This window comes from Nonlabens tegetincola (genome assembly GCF_002954355.1).
GTDB classification, from domain to species: domain Bacteria; phylum Bacteroidota; class Bacteroidia; order Flavobacteriales; family Flavobacteriaceae; genus Nonlabens; species Nonlabens tegetincola.
On sequence record NZ_MQVV01000017.1, the window covers coordinates 162734 to 175731 of the forward strand.

The following is a 12998-nucleotide window of genomic DNA, read 5'->3' on the forward strand; positions in this document are numbered from 1 at the left end:
CTCTATGAGTACTTTTTGAGCGTCTCTATTTGCTTTTCAATAGCCGTTTTAAATTCAGATTTCATTCTATCTATAAGTTCACCAGCTGGTATAGAATCCTTAATAGTTGCAGATCCTTGTCCTGCACTCCAAATAGTTTTCCAGGCTTTTGCCTCAGTATCCATTTCTTTTCCAAAATCAATTTTGGCAGTTGCCTTAAGTTGTTCTTCAGTAATACCTGCAGCTTGTAAACTAGCCCTAAAAAATTAGCATGCACACCTGATATAGCAGCCGTGTAAACGATATCACTAGCGCCAGATTGAATAATCATCTCCCTATACTCATCAGTAGCTTTAGACTCATGGGTATTAATGAATCTTGTTCCCATATAAGCAAGATCGGCTCCCATTTGCATGGCACTTGCTACATCTTGTCCTGAACTCATAGCTCCAGATAATAAAATAGCTCCGTCATAGAACTCCTTTACTTCTCTCACAAACGGCATAGGGTTAAGAGTTCCCGCATGACCACCAGCACCAGCACATACTAGGATTAAACCATCAACACCAGCTTGAGCCGCTTTTTGCGCATGACGTTTTTTAATAACATCATGAAATACTAATCCACCATAACTGTGCACAGCATTTACAACCTCACTCACTGCACCTAGAGATGTAATAATTAATGGTACTTGATGTTTAACACACAATCTTAAATCGGCCTCTAATCTAGGATTGCTACCGTGAACTATAAGATTTACCCCAAACGGCGCTGCCTTTTTACCGGTTTCTTCTTCCCACTGCTTCAGGCTAGATTTAATCTCAATCAACCATTCTTCAAAACCTTCACTACTACGCTGGTTAAGAGCAGGAAAAGTACCTACTATTCCATTTTTACAACATTCTATAACCAGTTGTGGACCAGAAATTAAAAACATCGGCGCTGCCACCACTGGCAATTCTAATTGATCAATTAAGGATTGTGCTTTCATGAATAGATTTGTTTTGGGTAAAGATAAGTATTATGCATGCATAAAGAAAAGAACCTGTATCAACTTTGTGCTACAATAATAAACTGTGTTTAAGGTTTTACTAACACATTAAATACAAGTGTAGTTTACATTTGTTTTTGAAAAATATAGGTTTTGAAAAAAAATATCCTCCTAGTTTTTTTTGTTCTCGCTTTCGCGAAAGCGTACTCACAAAAAGCTACTCTTTCTGGCACTGTTACCGAGGCAGCCACAAGTGAAACATTGCTCAATGTTAATGTGATTATTAAGGAATTAAAAACAGGAACAATCACAAATGAATATGGCTACTACTCTATTAATCTTCCTGTAGGGTCATACACCGTACAGTTTACCAGTTTAGGATTTACTAGTCAAGAAAAAATTATTTCCTTAAATAAGGACACTGTCCTTGACATAGCTCTAGATGAAGCCAATGAAGAATTAGAAACTATTGTAATTAAAGCTGATGTAGAAAAATTAAATACAAGATCACCTCAAATGAGCGTGAACGCTCTAAATATAGATACCGTAAAAAAAATACCAGTCGTTCTGGGAGAGACCGACCTTATAAAGGCACTTACTTTGTTACCGGGCGTGAGTAATGCTGGTGAAGGAGCTGCTGGATTTAATGTACGTGGTGGCGCCGCAGATCAAAATTTGGTTTTACTGGATGAGGCTACTTTATACGGTAGTGATCACCTTTTTGGGTTCTTTTCTGTATTTAATCCAGATGCGATTAAAGATTTAAAATTGTATAAAGGTGGAATTCCTGCTAGATATGGTGGTCGTGTTTCTAGCGTGCTTGAAATATACCAACGTGATGGAAACAAAAAGGAAATAAGTGGTACAGGTGGAATTGGGTTAGTCGCTAGTAGGCTTTTATTAGAAGGACCAATAAAAAAAGACAAGTCGTCCTTTTTAATAGGTGGTCGTAGTAGTTATGCTCATTTATTTTTACCTCTTTTTGATATAGATAACAAGGCTTATTTCTATGATTTGAATGCTAAATTAAGTTTTAATTTAAACGATAAGAATAGATTATATTTTTCAAGCTATTTTGGAAGAGACGTGTTTAATGTCAATGATTTATTTGGAAACACCTTTGGAAACTCATTTGTAAATGCAAGGTGGAATCATATTTATAACAGTAAATTATTTGCCAATGCATCATTAATTTTTAGTGACTACAATTATGGCCTTGAATTAGATTTTGTCGAATTTCAATTCGATAGTGGTATTACAAATCTAAATGCTAAATACGACCTCACCCATTACCTCAATGACAAGGTCAAATTACGTTATGGAGTGAACTCAATATATTATGAATTTGATCCTGGGAAAATTGTTCCTACAACACAGGAAAGTGGAGTTAATGAACGACAACTTACTAAAAAATATGCTTGGGAAAATGGATTATATATAGATGGCGAATTCAAAATTAATGACCAATTGAATATTAATGCAGGAATGAGGTATAGTAGCTTTAATCGATTAGGTCAAGATCGTTTAAGCACGTATGATGGTGATCCTGTTGTTTACAATGAAAGCCAGGGAATTTATGAAGGTGCAGAACCTACAGGAGAGACAAGTAACAGCCGTGGTACAACAATTGAATTTTTTGATGCTTTTGAACCTCGTTTTTCGGTAGCTTACTCTCTTAATGATGATACGAGTATTAAAGCTAGTTATCAACGTATTGTTCAATACATTCACTTAATTTCAAACACCAATGCTCCTACTCCTTTTGATCTATATGCTCCTAGTGGAACTTATATAGAGCCTCAAGATGGTCATCAAGTTGCAATAGGATATTTTAAAAATTTCAATACTTATAGTTTAGAGATTGAAAGTTTTTATAAAACCGTGGACAATCGTCTAGATTATATTGATGGCGCCGATTTAATTGCTAATGATGATGTGGAACAAATACTGCTCGCCGGAGAAGCTCGCGCTTATGGACTTGAATTACTTTTTCGTAAAAATGAAGGTGATTTGCAAGGTTGGATAGCATATACCTTGTCTCGCAGTGAGCAACGCACTCCAGGTCGCAATGAAATAGAACCTGGAATTAATAATGGAGAGTGGTACAGTGCTCCGTGGGATAAAACTCATGATATCACCATTACTGCAAATTACGACTGGAATAAAAAATGGGATTTTGGAGCAAACTTTACCTTTCAAACAGGTCAACCTGTAACATTTCCTAACGGTCAATATAACTTTGACAATTTATTTATTCCTACTTATGGCGAACGTAATAGCAATAGATTGTCAAACATTCATAGGCTGGATTTGAGCGCAACTTACACACCAAAACCTGATCTAACAAAGGGATGGAGATCGAGTTGGGTTTTTAGTTTATACAACGTATACAATAGAAGAAATGCAGTGAGTATAAACTTTGGAGAAAATGAAGATACCGCTAGAAATGAAGCAACCAGACTATCGATTTTTGGTATCGTACCTGCGGTTACTTATAATTTTAAATTTTAAACCATGAAGTATCTTTATATAATCATGTTTTTGTTCTTAGGCATTGTTTCCTGTGAAGACGTAGTAGAAGTCGATTTAGACACCGCAACGCCTAGATTAGTTATAGATGCAGCTCTAGAACTCAATGAAGATGGAAGTACCACTAGCACAGTATCACTTTCTAGAACTGCTGGCTTTTATGAAGAAAATAACCCTATAGTTACAAATGCCAGTGTAGTCATTAATGAAAGTAATGGAACAACACACAACTTCAGACACATAGGTGGTGGAGTTTATGAATCTAATACTATCAACCTAATAGATAACGAGGTTTACACATTAATCGTTGAAGATGGTAGTGATATTTATACAGCATCACAAACTTTGGAACGCACAGTACCTATCGCAACGGTCGAGCAGCTCGTACTGGATAATTTAGATCCAGAAATTACACGCATTACAGTTCTTTATGATGATCCGGTAGGATTAGGAGATAATTATCTATTCACGTATCAAGATCAATACAATGATGAGCTAGATGTGGGTGATGATGAATTTACCGATGGTAATAGAGCACCATCCATTTTCTTTATGGAGGATCTGCCAGTGGGCACTGTTATCACACTAGGGATTAAAGGTATTGACTCTGATTGTTATCGCTTTTATGAAACACTACTTCAACAAACTGAATCGGGTGGACCATTTGATACTCAACCAGCAACAGTAAGAGGAAATATTGTTAATAGTGTAAATGAAGAAAATTTTCCTTTTGGTTATTTCAGAATATCTGAAGTGTTTTTCACGGAATATACCGTTCAATAAGAAGATTATTAAAATCTAAAAATCTTTTCATTTTCCGCCATGAAGTTCCAGTGGTATCTTGCATCGCCACCTGAAAAGTTTTCAATTCTGTTTTTCTCTTTACCCTTGTGATCTAGCGCAAGAAGCGTAGGGTATCGACTATTGTTATACTTTTCAAATAATTTTTTGTTAGCTTTTTTCTCTTGTGGACTTACAATATCATCTCTAAAAGGTATATCTAGATAAACCAAAATATAATTCTGACTCTCATTAATAAAACGAGGTGTATTAAAAAATTTTTGTTCTAGATTTTTACAAGGCGTGCACCAGTCACTACCGCTGAAATAAACCAACATAGGTTTCCTTGATTTTCCCGCATGTTTTAATGCCTTATCAAAATCTGTGTACCAATCTAAAGAATCTACCGTAATTTGGTTTTCAATTTCAACTTCGTATTGCGTATTATTCTCATCTTGAGCAATAAGGCCAAAAGTTGCGACTAGGAATAGCAACAAAACAAAATACTTCATCATAATTCAGTTATCAGTTCAAATGTAAACAATAACGACTAAAAGTCAATTATCTTGCCAAACCTACTTAAACATAACCATTTCCTTCAATGGCAGTCGTACTTTCTTTAAAGATGCCATATAATCCTCACTTGATCTGTAGCCTATAGGAAGCATTAAAACACTTTTCAACCCAAGAGATTCAAGACCTAGCAATTGATCAATTTCCTTTGGTAAAAAGCCTTCCATTGGACAAGCATCAATTTTAAGTTGCGCACATACTGTGAGTAAATTACCTAATGCTATATAAGCTTGTTTTTGAGCCCAAAGTTCAATTTCGTCTTCCTTCTTTTTTGAAAAAGAATCAAGGAGAAATTCCTTGAAAGGATTCAAAATATCATCAGCAGTTCCTCTCACATCCTTCACTGTATTAAAATAAGTAACGATCTCATCTCTCCCTATCTTACGAGTACAAAACACCAGAACGTGACTAGCCTGTTCCACTTGTTTTTGACCGTAACTTTTCTCTACCATCATCGATTTTAAGGCTTGGTCTTTAACCACCATTAATTTAACCGGTTGAAGTCCATAACTAGTTGCAGTTAAATTAAAAGCTTCAACGAGAGTCATTAACTTATCATTATCTACCTTTTTAGTACTATCAAATTGTTTAACGGCATAGCGCCATTTTAAATTGTCAATAATTTCCATGCTCAATTAACGTTCTATTAAAAGTATTTTGTGTAATCTCGCTTTCGCGAAAGCACCATAAATACAAACAGTGATTGTAAATATATACGGATTCAAAGGTACAATCCCTATAAGTTTAAAATCGCCGAAGTCCTATAATTTAAGTCTATGACTCAAACAGAAGAACGTATACAAAAATCTGTTACTCAAATTTTCAAAGCTGTATTTCCAAATACAACAAATCATTATGACACTCTTTTTGGTGGAACTGCACTACAGCTTATGGACGAATCTAGTTTTATATGCGCCACACGATTCTCAAGAAAAAAAGTAGTCACAATAAGCACTGATCAAATTGATTTTAAAAAACCAATTCCACAAGGAAGTATCATTGAATTAGTAAGTAAAGTGATTAAAGTAGGGACAACAAGCTGCGTAGTAGAAACCGATATTTTTATGGAAGATATGTACAGTTACAATCGAGAAAAGGTGGTAACAGGTGTTTTTACATTTGTAGCAGTTGATGACGATAAAAAACCAGTAAGTATTTTATAATGAAACGTTTATTAAACATACTAGTATTTTTAGTTATTGGTGTAATTGTCTTTGCCATAGGGCTTCAATTTCATATTAAAAGACTTGCTCAACCTATAACTCACACATCAGTTCTTGAAGCTCCTCATGCATATACTGGGATTGTATTAGGTGCTAGTGTAAAAGCAAATGGTAATTTGAGCGCAATATTACAAGATCGTGTAGATGCTGCACTAATGGCCTATCAAGAAAAAAAATTGAGAGATTCCTGTTGAGTGGTGATCATGCCCAAAAAGGGTATGATGAAGTAAATGCTATGAAAAAGTACTTGAATAAAAAAGGTGTTCCAGATTCAGTTATATTTCTAGATCATGCAGGATTAGATACATATGATTCTATGTTTAGAGCAAAAAATATTTTTCAAGTTGACACGGCTTTAGTCTTTACCCAAGAATTTCATCTACCAAGAGCGCTATACATAGGAAAAAACATGGGGTTAAATATCAATGGCGTTATAGCAGACGCAAGGATTTATGAAGGAAATTCTCATTTTAAAAGACGAGAATGGGCAGCTAATATTAAAGCATGGATGGAAATTAACGTAGAAAATCCACCAAAAATTGACGGTTCTGCAATTCCGATTACAGGAAAATCACAACTCTCTCATGATAAATAAAATTTTTATTGCATTTGCGCTTTTCTAATTAAAAAAAGAAGTTATATTTGCACCCGCAAAAGCAGTTAGCTTTTCGACAAATCTGGAGAAATGGCAGAGTGGTCGAATGCACTGGTCTTGAAAACCAGCGAGGGTCACACCTCCGGGGTTCGAATCCCTCTTTCTCCGCAACATGAAAAACCCGTTTTCTAAATAGAAAACGGGTTTTTTGATTTCTTACTTTAATTATTTAATTACTGACTCAAAACTCGTTCTACTTTTAATTGATCAGTATCAGACATTTCAGTCATTAAATTTTTAATAATCTCGCGTCCTGTTTCTGTCTTAAATCCAGTTCTTAAATGCTCTCGCGAAGTCTTATAAAATCGCCAAACATGATGAAAACAGGCCGCGATTAAATCACGATAATTCTCCTCAGACATAATATCCAATTGAATTAAGTAATCAAACGCAGCTTGTCTTGTAATCATACTGTGTTTAGAATCTGTGTAATCACGTAATAAACTTAAATAAAGCTTTTTTTCTGCATTAGTAAATTCTGGTGTACTTAATGCTAGAACTAACCAAGACATATTTAATTCCGGACTTAATGTATCCCAGCGACTTTTTAAATCTAAAAGAAGTTCTTTCTTATTCTTTGTATCCTGCCATAATAAAAACATGGCACTTTCTCTAGTTACATAACTTGGTTCGTCAACTAAAGTTTGAATTACACTACGGTTGTAATCGTTTATTTGCTGGGTACTCAGAACAATTGCTCTATTCACTTCAAGAAGGTCATAATTAGAAACTTTTTTGATCAAGTCATATTTCCTAATATCATCATGAAGCGTTAACTGTTGAATCATCTCAATTAGAGCAGGAATGTTGTCCCTTTCATTTGCAACTTCCTTGAAACTTGTAAAACTCTCATTAAAATTTGAAATACTTCTAGCTTTTAGTTGAAAAAACTCTTCCATTTCTGGATATGATCTTAATATTTGCAGTGCTTCTTTTGCAGGGAAAGATTTATTTAACAACCACCTCTCTCTGAAATCTAGTAAATCTAGCCCAGTTATTTCGGTAACTTTTTCAAGAAAATCAAAAGTAGTTACATTGTCATAGGCATTAGTGGTTAAATAATGTCGTATAATAGTTTTAAAAGCTTTATCGCCTACTTTAACCTTTAATGCGTGTAAAGCCCAAGCACCGTGATCATAAAAAGTTAATGAGCTAGATCCCGGATTAAGCAGCTCGGTAGATTTACCCGTGCGTGATTGCTCTACAAGATTTTCTGCTTTGGTATACAGTAGATTTAGGAAATGATTGTCTCCATATAAATATTGCTCGGCTAGCATGGAGTAATAAGTGGCAAAACCTTCATGTAACCAGTGATGCTGTGATTCTGTTTCAGTAACTAAGTTTCCAAACCACTGATGCGCCATTTCATGAGCATTTACCGTAACATAACTTCTATCGTTTGATCCTATTTCATCGTTAAAAAAGCTATCACTGTAAACTGTTAAACCAGTATTCTCCATTCCAGAATACAGAAAATCCTTCACTGGGACCTGTCTATAAACTTGCCATGGATACGGGTAACCAATTTCTCTTTCTAAAAAATCAAAAACTTCCTTTGTTTTTTTATAGGTAGCGAGTGCTTTATTTTTTTCCCCTTTGTAATAATATAACTCAATTGGAACTCCTGTTTCACTAGATAGCTTATAGCTATCATATTCACCAATCACAATGGCAACTAAATAACTACTCATGGGTTGATCCATGCTATAATTCCATTGTATTGCATTACCTAATTCCTTTTTTTGAGTAAGAACACCATTTGATAAAGAAGTTAAATGATTAGGAGCTGTAATTTGTAAATTCCATAACATTTTATCATTCATATCATCAATACTAGGTAACCAGTTACTGGTATATTTACCTTGTCCTTGAGTCCAAATTTGATTCCAAGACCCATCTCCAGTGGCATCAATAAAATACATGGCTTTTTTAGGCTCACTGGTGAAATTTATGAGTAGGTTAATAGTATCGCTTTCGCGAAAGCGAGAACGCAACAAGATACGCTCACCATTATAATCTGACTTGACAAGATTGCCATTGAGAAACACCTCGTGCTCTTTCAAACTCTTGGCATCTACAAATAAAGAATCAGTTGTAGATGTTATTAGAATATCAAACGATATTTCTCCGGTTACATTTTCAGAATCGTTCTGGAATTGAAGTCGCGCAGTTGCAGACAAAAAATCGGCATAGGTCTGTGATGGTATGTTTTGAGAATAAACCCAAAAGCTTACAAACGACATTATAAGAGCAAGGTATTTCATAGACCGTGAAAGTACAAAAGTCGTGCCTGTATAGCTACACAAAGGCTCGAGCTTAACACACATTAACGAGTTAAAATCATTATACTTGCAGGTAGAAATTGACCCAACGTGTACGAAAATAGCTTCCCTAAAAAAAGATTTCAAATAACCCTTGAGTTTTTAGAAAAACATCTAGAAAAAAACAGCAGCATTCTTGATTTAGGAGTTGAAAACCCATTTAGTAAAATAATGAGCGATGCTGGCTATAAGGTCGTGAATACAAGTGGTGAGGATCTAGATGATGAACTTACTGCTATTTCTGGTTTTACAGGCGATGCTGTTACTGCATTTGAAATATTTGAGCATCTAGTAGCTCCTTACAACGCCTTAAAAGCGATCAAAACCAAAAAGCTCTTTATAAGTGTTCCTATGAAATTATGGTTTGCAAGCGCCTATCGTAATAAGAATGATGTACGAGATCAACATTATCACGAGTTTGAGTCTTGGCAACTGGATTATGTTTTAGAAAAAGCGGGATGGGAAGTTATCGATAGTATTAAATTCACAAATCCCGTTAAGAAATTTGGAATTAGACCTTTTTTGAGAAGGTTTACACCTAGGTATTACTTAGTTTATTGTGAAAAAAGGTAGTCTATTCAACAGTCCAATCTAGCCATTCATCCTTGTATAATAAGGCTGTTTGATAGCATTTAAAAAGGATAGGAAAATTACTTTTGAACTGTTTAGGTGACTCAATAAAATATTCAGTTAATACCGCCATGAACTCATACTGATTGGTAAAAGCGTATTCTCTAAAAAACGCTGTGTTATCCAATCGTTTTTTGACTTCTGGATCCATCAATCTACGCAAGATAAGTTGATGTTGTTTATGAAATCTTTGTGCATCAACATTGGTACTATGTTCACTTTCAAAATGCAACACATGGCAAAACTCATGTAATCCTAAATGCAAGTTGTCATTTGAATCGGCCATTCCATGTAGAAAATCAGGCCAACTCATCGCAAGTACTCGAGCACTTGGGTTGTACTCTCCTTTATGCAATGCGTTATTAGTAGGACTAGTAAATGGCTCTGGAAAAAACAATAGGGTATCCAGCATTCCATATGTGTACTGTCTTCTACCAAAAGTGAGCTCACAAGCTACACATGCAGGAAGGACAAATTGTTCATCGGTGACGCTCTCACCGTATCGATTTTTAAAATTCTTTTGACTTATAAAATGAGCTACTCGATGTTCAAATTGCTTTTGATACTTACTAGACAGGCGTTTATAGAACGGATAGTTTTCTAGAATACGCTTTCGCGAAAGCGGTAACTTCTTATACACAAACATTTGCCTATACCAGATGAAGTCTTTTTTGCGCTGTAATTTTATCAATATTAATTGTGCAAAAAACAGTACAATCAACAATCCTAAGGCTCCTAGAACATACGGCGCAAGCCACTCTGAGCTTTTCTCAATTAATATGAATACCTTTAAGTTAATCGCGAGAAAGGAAAATATTAATGATATACCAGAATAACAACATAAGGCTAGCAAACAATCCAAGTGCTGCGCCAATGTACTGATCCGTATGATATTTGTGAACTAAATTTGATGTTTGATACAATATCGATCCTGCTGCTAGAATAACCATAGCACCAGAAAATATCAAGCCTAAATCAAATCCAAAAATCATAGAGGCTATAATGATTCCTATAGCTACAAAAAAACCTACTACAAGAATACTACGTAAGAAGGAAAAATCTTTTTTTGTAAATAAAACAACCGCACTTAATCCAGTAAATAAACCTAAAGTTACTACTGCAGCTTGATTGAGTAAATTTGATTGTTGTAATTCACCCACGTAAATTGCAACTGTGATTAGAGGAACAAAAATAACAGCCTCGGCAACGACAAATAGTAGTAAAGCCAAATATTGCTGTGTTTTATCATGACTAGTATGCGCAATTTTTTCGGCATAGTTTGTCGCCAGCATAAATACTCCTAGAACCAGTAACCATCGCCAGCCATTAAGCATGCTCATCATAAATTCAACAAGCGGAGTTATTCTGATAAAAACAGCTTCAACTATAATAAAAAGCAATACTGCAAGGGCAACATGCATGTAAGTTTTTCTGTAAAAAGTGGCTTTAGTTGAGTCGTTGACCTGAATTAATGATTCAAATTGAGAATCGTACTGCTCATTGTGTTGTGATTCCATATAACTGTGGTTGGTATTTTTAAGATGACTAAAATAATGATTAATAATTATGGATATCATATTATACTGAAATATTTAAGCATATTCTGAAAGGACAACGTTTTTGAAATTCAATTTTAAAAATTGTACTAATTTAAATGCAGTAATAAATAATTTTTAATCGTTAAACCTTTGAAACTTTCTATAGTCAAAGAGTAAGTATGAGGGCAATTTCTGATCAGGAAATTTTAGAGAACATCAACAATCCGCAGCGCATGCAGTTAGGATACAAGCAACTTGTGCAGTGCTACAGTAAAAGAATATACTGGCAGGTACGTAAACTTGTAATAACTCATGAAGATGCTGATGATGTTGTACAAAATGTTTTTATCAAAATATTTAAAGGTATTAAGAATTTTAAAGGAGACAGTAAATTGAGCACTTGGATGTATCGTATTGCTTATAATGAAAGTATGACCTTGCTTAATAAGAAAGCTCGTTCCATGCAAATTACTAGTGAAGAATTGGTTCAAAAGCTCACTCAAAACCTAACAGCCGATGTATATTTTACTGAAGACGAAGTATTGATAGCTTTACAAAAAGCCCTAGCAAGTCTACCAGATAGACAACGTGAAATTTTTAATATGAGGTACTACGACTCAATAAAATTTAGTGAGATCGCTCACATACTAGAACTGTCAGAAGGTGCTGTGAAAAGCAGCTACCATCTCGCAGCAAAAAAAGTAGAACAGTTTATAAAGACTCATCAAACTATTGAGCTGGATTAAAGTCTAAGAAATAGAATGATAAAGAAAAATCAACATAACGGTTTTAATATCCCTGATGGATACTTTGACAATCTTGAGTTTAAGCTCCATAAGATTGCCGAAGATACAGATAGGAAACAATCCATGCACGGTGGCTTTCAGGCTCCTGAAGATTATTGGGAGCAACTGGATAAAAAATTAATGAATCAACCGCTTTCTATTAATGATGAATCTAAAAGAAGTAAGGTAATTTCATTACTTACTCCTTTACTGGCTGTAGCTGCTACTATTGCAGTATTATTATACCTATTCCCAACTATCAATGAACCTAGTGATGAATTAGTGACTACCGATGGTTTAACCGGGACTGAGCTTGCTGATTATCTTGCTCCAGATGACATATTATCATCCGACTATCAATGGGCAGAGATACTTACCGATGATTTTATAGAACAAGTTGAAGTAAATGTGCAAGATGATGACCTGCATGAATACTTAAATGATGTAGAACTACAAGAACTATTTATAGAATGAAAAATATTATAATTCTGGCTGTGCTTTTAATAAGTACAACCGCTATTGCACAACGAGGTGATAGATCAAACAGAGAAGAAAGGGAAAATCGCATTGAAACTTTATTCATTGCCTATGTTACCGATAAATTAGAACTCACTACTGATGAGGCTGCAAAGTTTTGGCCCATCTACAATGAAATTAAACAGGAGCGTCGAGCTCTTGAAAAGAAAAAACGAGCTCTAATCAATGAAATTGATGACAACATGCAAGCAATGAGTGATCAACAAGCACAATCCTACGTAAATAAGGTAATTGCTCTTGAAAAAGAAATAAATTTAAAAAGCTTTGAGAATCGCAGTAAGGAAATAATTGCTGTTGTCGGAGCAAAAAGATTTTTACTACTCAAAAAAAGTGAAGTAGAATTTAGACGTAAAATGATATCTGAATTTAAAAAGAAACGACGTCGGGACTAGGTTTGAGGATATATATTTTGGTTTTCATTTGGATTGAAATAAAACCCGATGCCTTTAAAAACTCT

At 34.8% G+C, this 12998-nt stretch carries 14 protein-coding genes, 1 tRNA gene and 1 pseudogene; 10 read left to right on the forward strand and 6 right to left on the reverse strand.

The features are described from left to right. Nucleotides 1–2: 2 nt before the first annotated feature. A pseudogene (locus tag BST93_RS12335) lies at nucleotides 3–970 on the reverse strand (NAD(P)H-dependent flavin oxidoreductase). Nucleotides 971–1123: 153 nt separating this feature from the next. Here BST93_RS12335 and BST93_RS12340 point away from each other — a divergent pair. Beyond that, nucleotides 1124–3481 carry a TonB-dependent receptor gene (locus BST93_RS12340; protein ID WP_105019402.1) on the forward strand — a complete coding sequence of 786 codons (2358 nt, stop codon included), beginning with the start codon at nucleotides 1124–1126 and terminating at the stop codon, nucleotides 3479–3481. 3 nt (nucleotides 3482–3484) lie between these two features. Then, nucleotides 3485–4282, forward strand: coding sequence for a DUF4249 family protein (locus BST93_RS12345; RefSeq protein WP_105019403.1), 798 nt, complete (start codon nucleotides 3485–3487; stop codon nucleotides 4280–4282). A gap of 8 nt (nucleotides 4283–4290) precedes the next feature. Here BST93_RS12345 and BST93_RS12350 read toward each other — a convergent pair whose 3' ends face one another. Together BST93_RS12350 and BST93_RS12355 are read right to left on the reverse strand one after the other, a co-directional pair. Beyond that, nucleotides 4291–4794, reverse strand: coding sequence for a thioredoxin family protein (locus BST93_RS12350; protein ID WP_105019404.1), 504 nt, complete (start codon nucleotides 4792–4794; stop codon nucleotides 4291–4293). 60 nt (nucleotides 4795–4854) lie between these two features. Beyond that, entirely contained in the window at nucleotides 4855–5481 is a 627-nt protein-coding gene (locus tag BST93_RS12355) for an NAD(P)H-dependent oxidoreductase (protein WP_060524347.1), read from the reverse strand. Nucleotides 5482–5628: 147 nt separating this feature from the next. Between BST93_RS12355 and BST93_RS12360 the strand changes: the two genes are divergently transcribed. From BST93_RS12360 to BST93_RS12370, 4 genes are all read left to right on the forward strand, one after another. Continuing rightward, a complete protein-coding gene (locus BST93_RS12360) occupies nucleotides 5629–6015 on the forward strand; it encodes an acyl-CoA thioesterase (RefSeq protein ID WP_105019405.1) in 387 nt (128 codons plus the stop codon). Continuing rightward, complete coding sequence (locus tag BST93_RS14555; protein ID WP_258150542.1) at nucleotides 6015–6269, forward strand: hypothetical protein; 255 nt, start codon at nucleotides 6015–6017, stop codon at nucleotides 6267–6269. The genes BST93_RS12360 and BST93_RS14555 overlap by 1 nt, the downstream gene beginning before the upstream one ends. Beyond that, entirely contained in the window at nucleotides 6266–6670 is a 405-nt protein-coding gene (locus BST93_RS14560) for a SanA/YdcF family protein (RefSeq protein ID WP_258150543.1), read from the forward strand. The genes BST93_RS14555 and BST93_RS14560 overlap by 4 nt, the downstream gene beginning before the upstream one ends. 84 nt (nucleotides 6671–6754) lie before the next feature. Continuing rightward, nucleotides 6755–6838, forward strand: a tRNA-Ser gene (locus BST93_RS12370). Nucleotides 6839–6903: 65 nt separating this feature from the next. On the opposite strand, the gene BST93_RS12375 is transcribed toward BST93_RS12370, so the two are convergent. Then, on the reverse strand, nucleotides 6904–8994 hold the full coding sequence (locus BST93_RS12375) for a M1 family metallopeptidase (RefSeq protein WP_181072635.1): 2091 nt from the start codon (nucleotides 8992–8994) through the stop codon (nucleotides 6904–6906). A gap of 108 nt (nucleotides 8995–9102) precedes the next feature. On the opposite strand from BST93_RS12375, the gene BST93_RS12380 reads away from it, so the two are divergent. Then, nucleotides 9103–9624 carry a class I SAM-dependent methyltransferase gene (locus tag BST93_RS12380; protein ID WP_105019407.1) on the forward strand — a complete coding sequence of 174 codons (522 nt, stop codon included), beginning with the start codon at nucleotides 9103–9105 and terminating at the stop codon, nucleotides 9622–9624. Between the two features lies 1 nt (nucleotide 9625). Here the strand turns inward: BST93_RS12380 and BST93_RS12385 are convergent, their stop codons facing one another. Both BST93_RS12385 and BST93_RS12390 read right to left on the reverse strand, forming a co-directional pair. After that, a complete protein-coding gene (locus BST93_RS12385) occupies nucleotides 9626–10321 on the reverse strand; it encodes a zinc-dependent peptidase (protein WP_181072637.1) in 696 nt (231 codons plus the stop codon). Between the two features lie 154 nt (nucleotides 10322–10475). After that, nucleotides 10476–11198 carry a Bax inhibitor-1/YccA family protein gene (locus BST93_RS12390; RefSeq protein WP_105019409.1) on the reverse strand — a complete coding sequence of 241 codons (723 nt, stop codon included), beginning with the start codon at nucleotides 11196–11198 and terminating at the stop codon, nucleotides 10476–10478. Nucleotides 11199–11398: 200 nt separating this feature from the next. Between BST93_RS12390 and BST93_RS12395 the strand changes: the two genes are divergently transcribed. The 3 genes from BST93_RS12395 to BST93_RS12405 are packed head-to-tail and all read left to right on the forward strand — an operon-like array spanning nucleotide 11399 to nucleotide 12933. After that, nucleotides 11399–11965, forward strand: a complete 567-nt coding sequence (locus BST93_RS12395) for an RNA polymerase sigma factor (protein ID WP_105019410.1) — start codon at nucleotides 11399–11401, stop codon at nucleotides 11963–11965. 15 nt (nucleotides 11966–11980) lie between these two features. Continuing rightward, nucleotides 11981–12478, forward strand: coding sequence for a hypothetical protein (locus BST93_RS12400; RefSeq protein WP_105019411.1), 498 nt, complete (start codon nucleotides 11981–11983; stop codon nucleotides 12476–12478). Continuing rightward, nucleotides 12475–12933, forward strand: coding sequence for a hypothetical protein (locus tag BST93_RS12405; RefSeq protein ID WP_105019412.1), 459 nt, complete (start codon nucleotides 12475–12477; stop codon nucleotides 12931–12933). The genes BST93_RS12400 and BST93_RS12405 overlap by 4 nt, the downstream gene beginning before the upstream one ends. The last annotated feature ends 65 nt before the right edge of the window (nucleotides 12934–12998 follow it).

Coding starts and splice junctions, on each gene's coding strand:
- BST93_RS12345 (WP_105019403.1), top strand. CDS start 3,485: ATGAAGTATCTTTATATAATCATGTTTTTGTTCTTAGGCATTGTTTCC.
- BST93_RS12405 (WP_105019412.1), top strand. CDS start 12,475: ATGAAAAATATTATAATTCTGGCTGTGCTTTTAATAAGTACAACCGCT.
- BST93_RS14555 (WP_258150542.1), top strand. CDS start 6,015: ATGAAACGTTTATTAAACATACTAGTATTTTTAGTTATTGGTGTAATT.
- BST93_RS12395 (WP_105019410.1), top strand. CDS start 11,399: ATGAGGGCAATTTCTGATCAGGAAATTTTAGAGAACATCAACAATCCG.
- BST93_RS12355 (WP_060524347.1), bottom strand. CDS start 5,481: ATGGAAATTATTGACAATTTAAAATGGCGCTATGCCGTTAAACAATTT.
- BST93_RS12400 (WP_105019411.1), top strand. CDS start 11,981: ATGATAAAGAAAAATCAACATAACGGTTTTAATATCCCTGATGGATAC.
- BST93_RS12350 (WP_105019404.1), bottom strand. CDS start 4,794: ATGATGAAGTATTTTGTTTTGTTGCTATTCCTAGTCGCAACTTTTGGC.
- BST93_RS12360 (WP_105019405.1), top strand. CDS start 5,629: ATGACTCAAACAGAAGAACGTATACAAAAATCTGTTACTCAAATTTTC.
- BST93_RS12390 (WP_105019409.1), bottom strand. CDS start 11,198: ATGGAATCACAACACAATGAGCAGTACGATTCTCAATTTGAATCATTA.
- BST93_RS12375 (WP_181072635.1), bottom strand. CDS start 8,994: ATGAAATACCTTGCTCTTATAATGTCGTTTGTAAGCTTTTGGGTTTAT.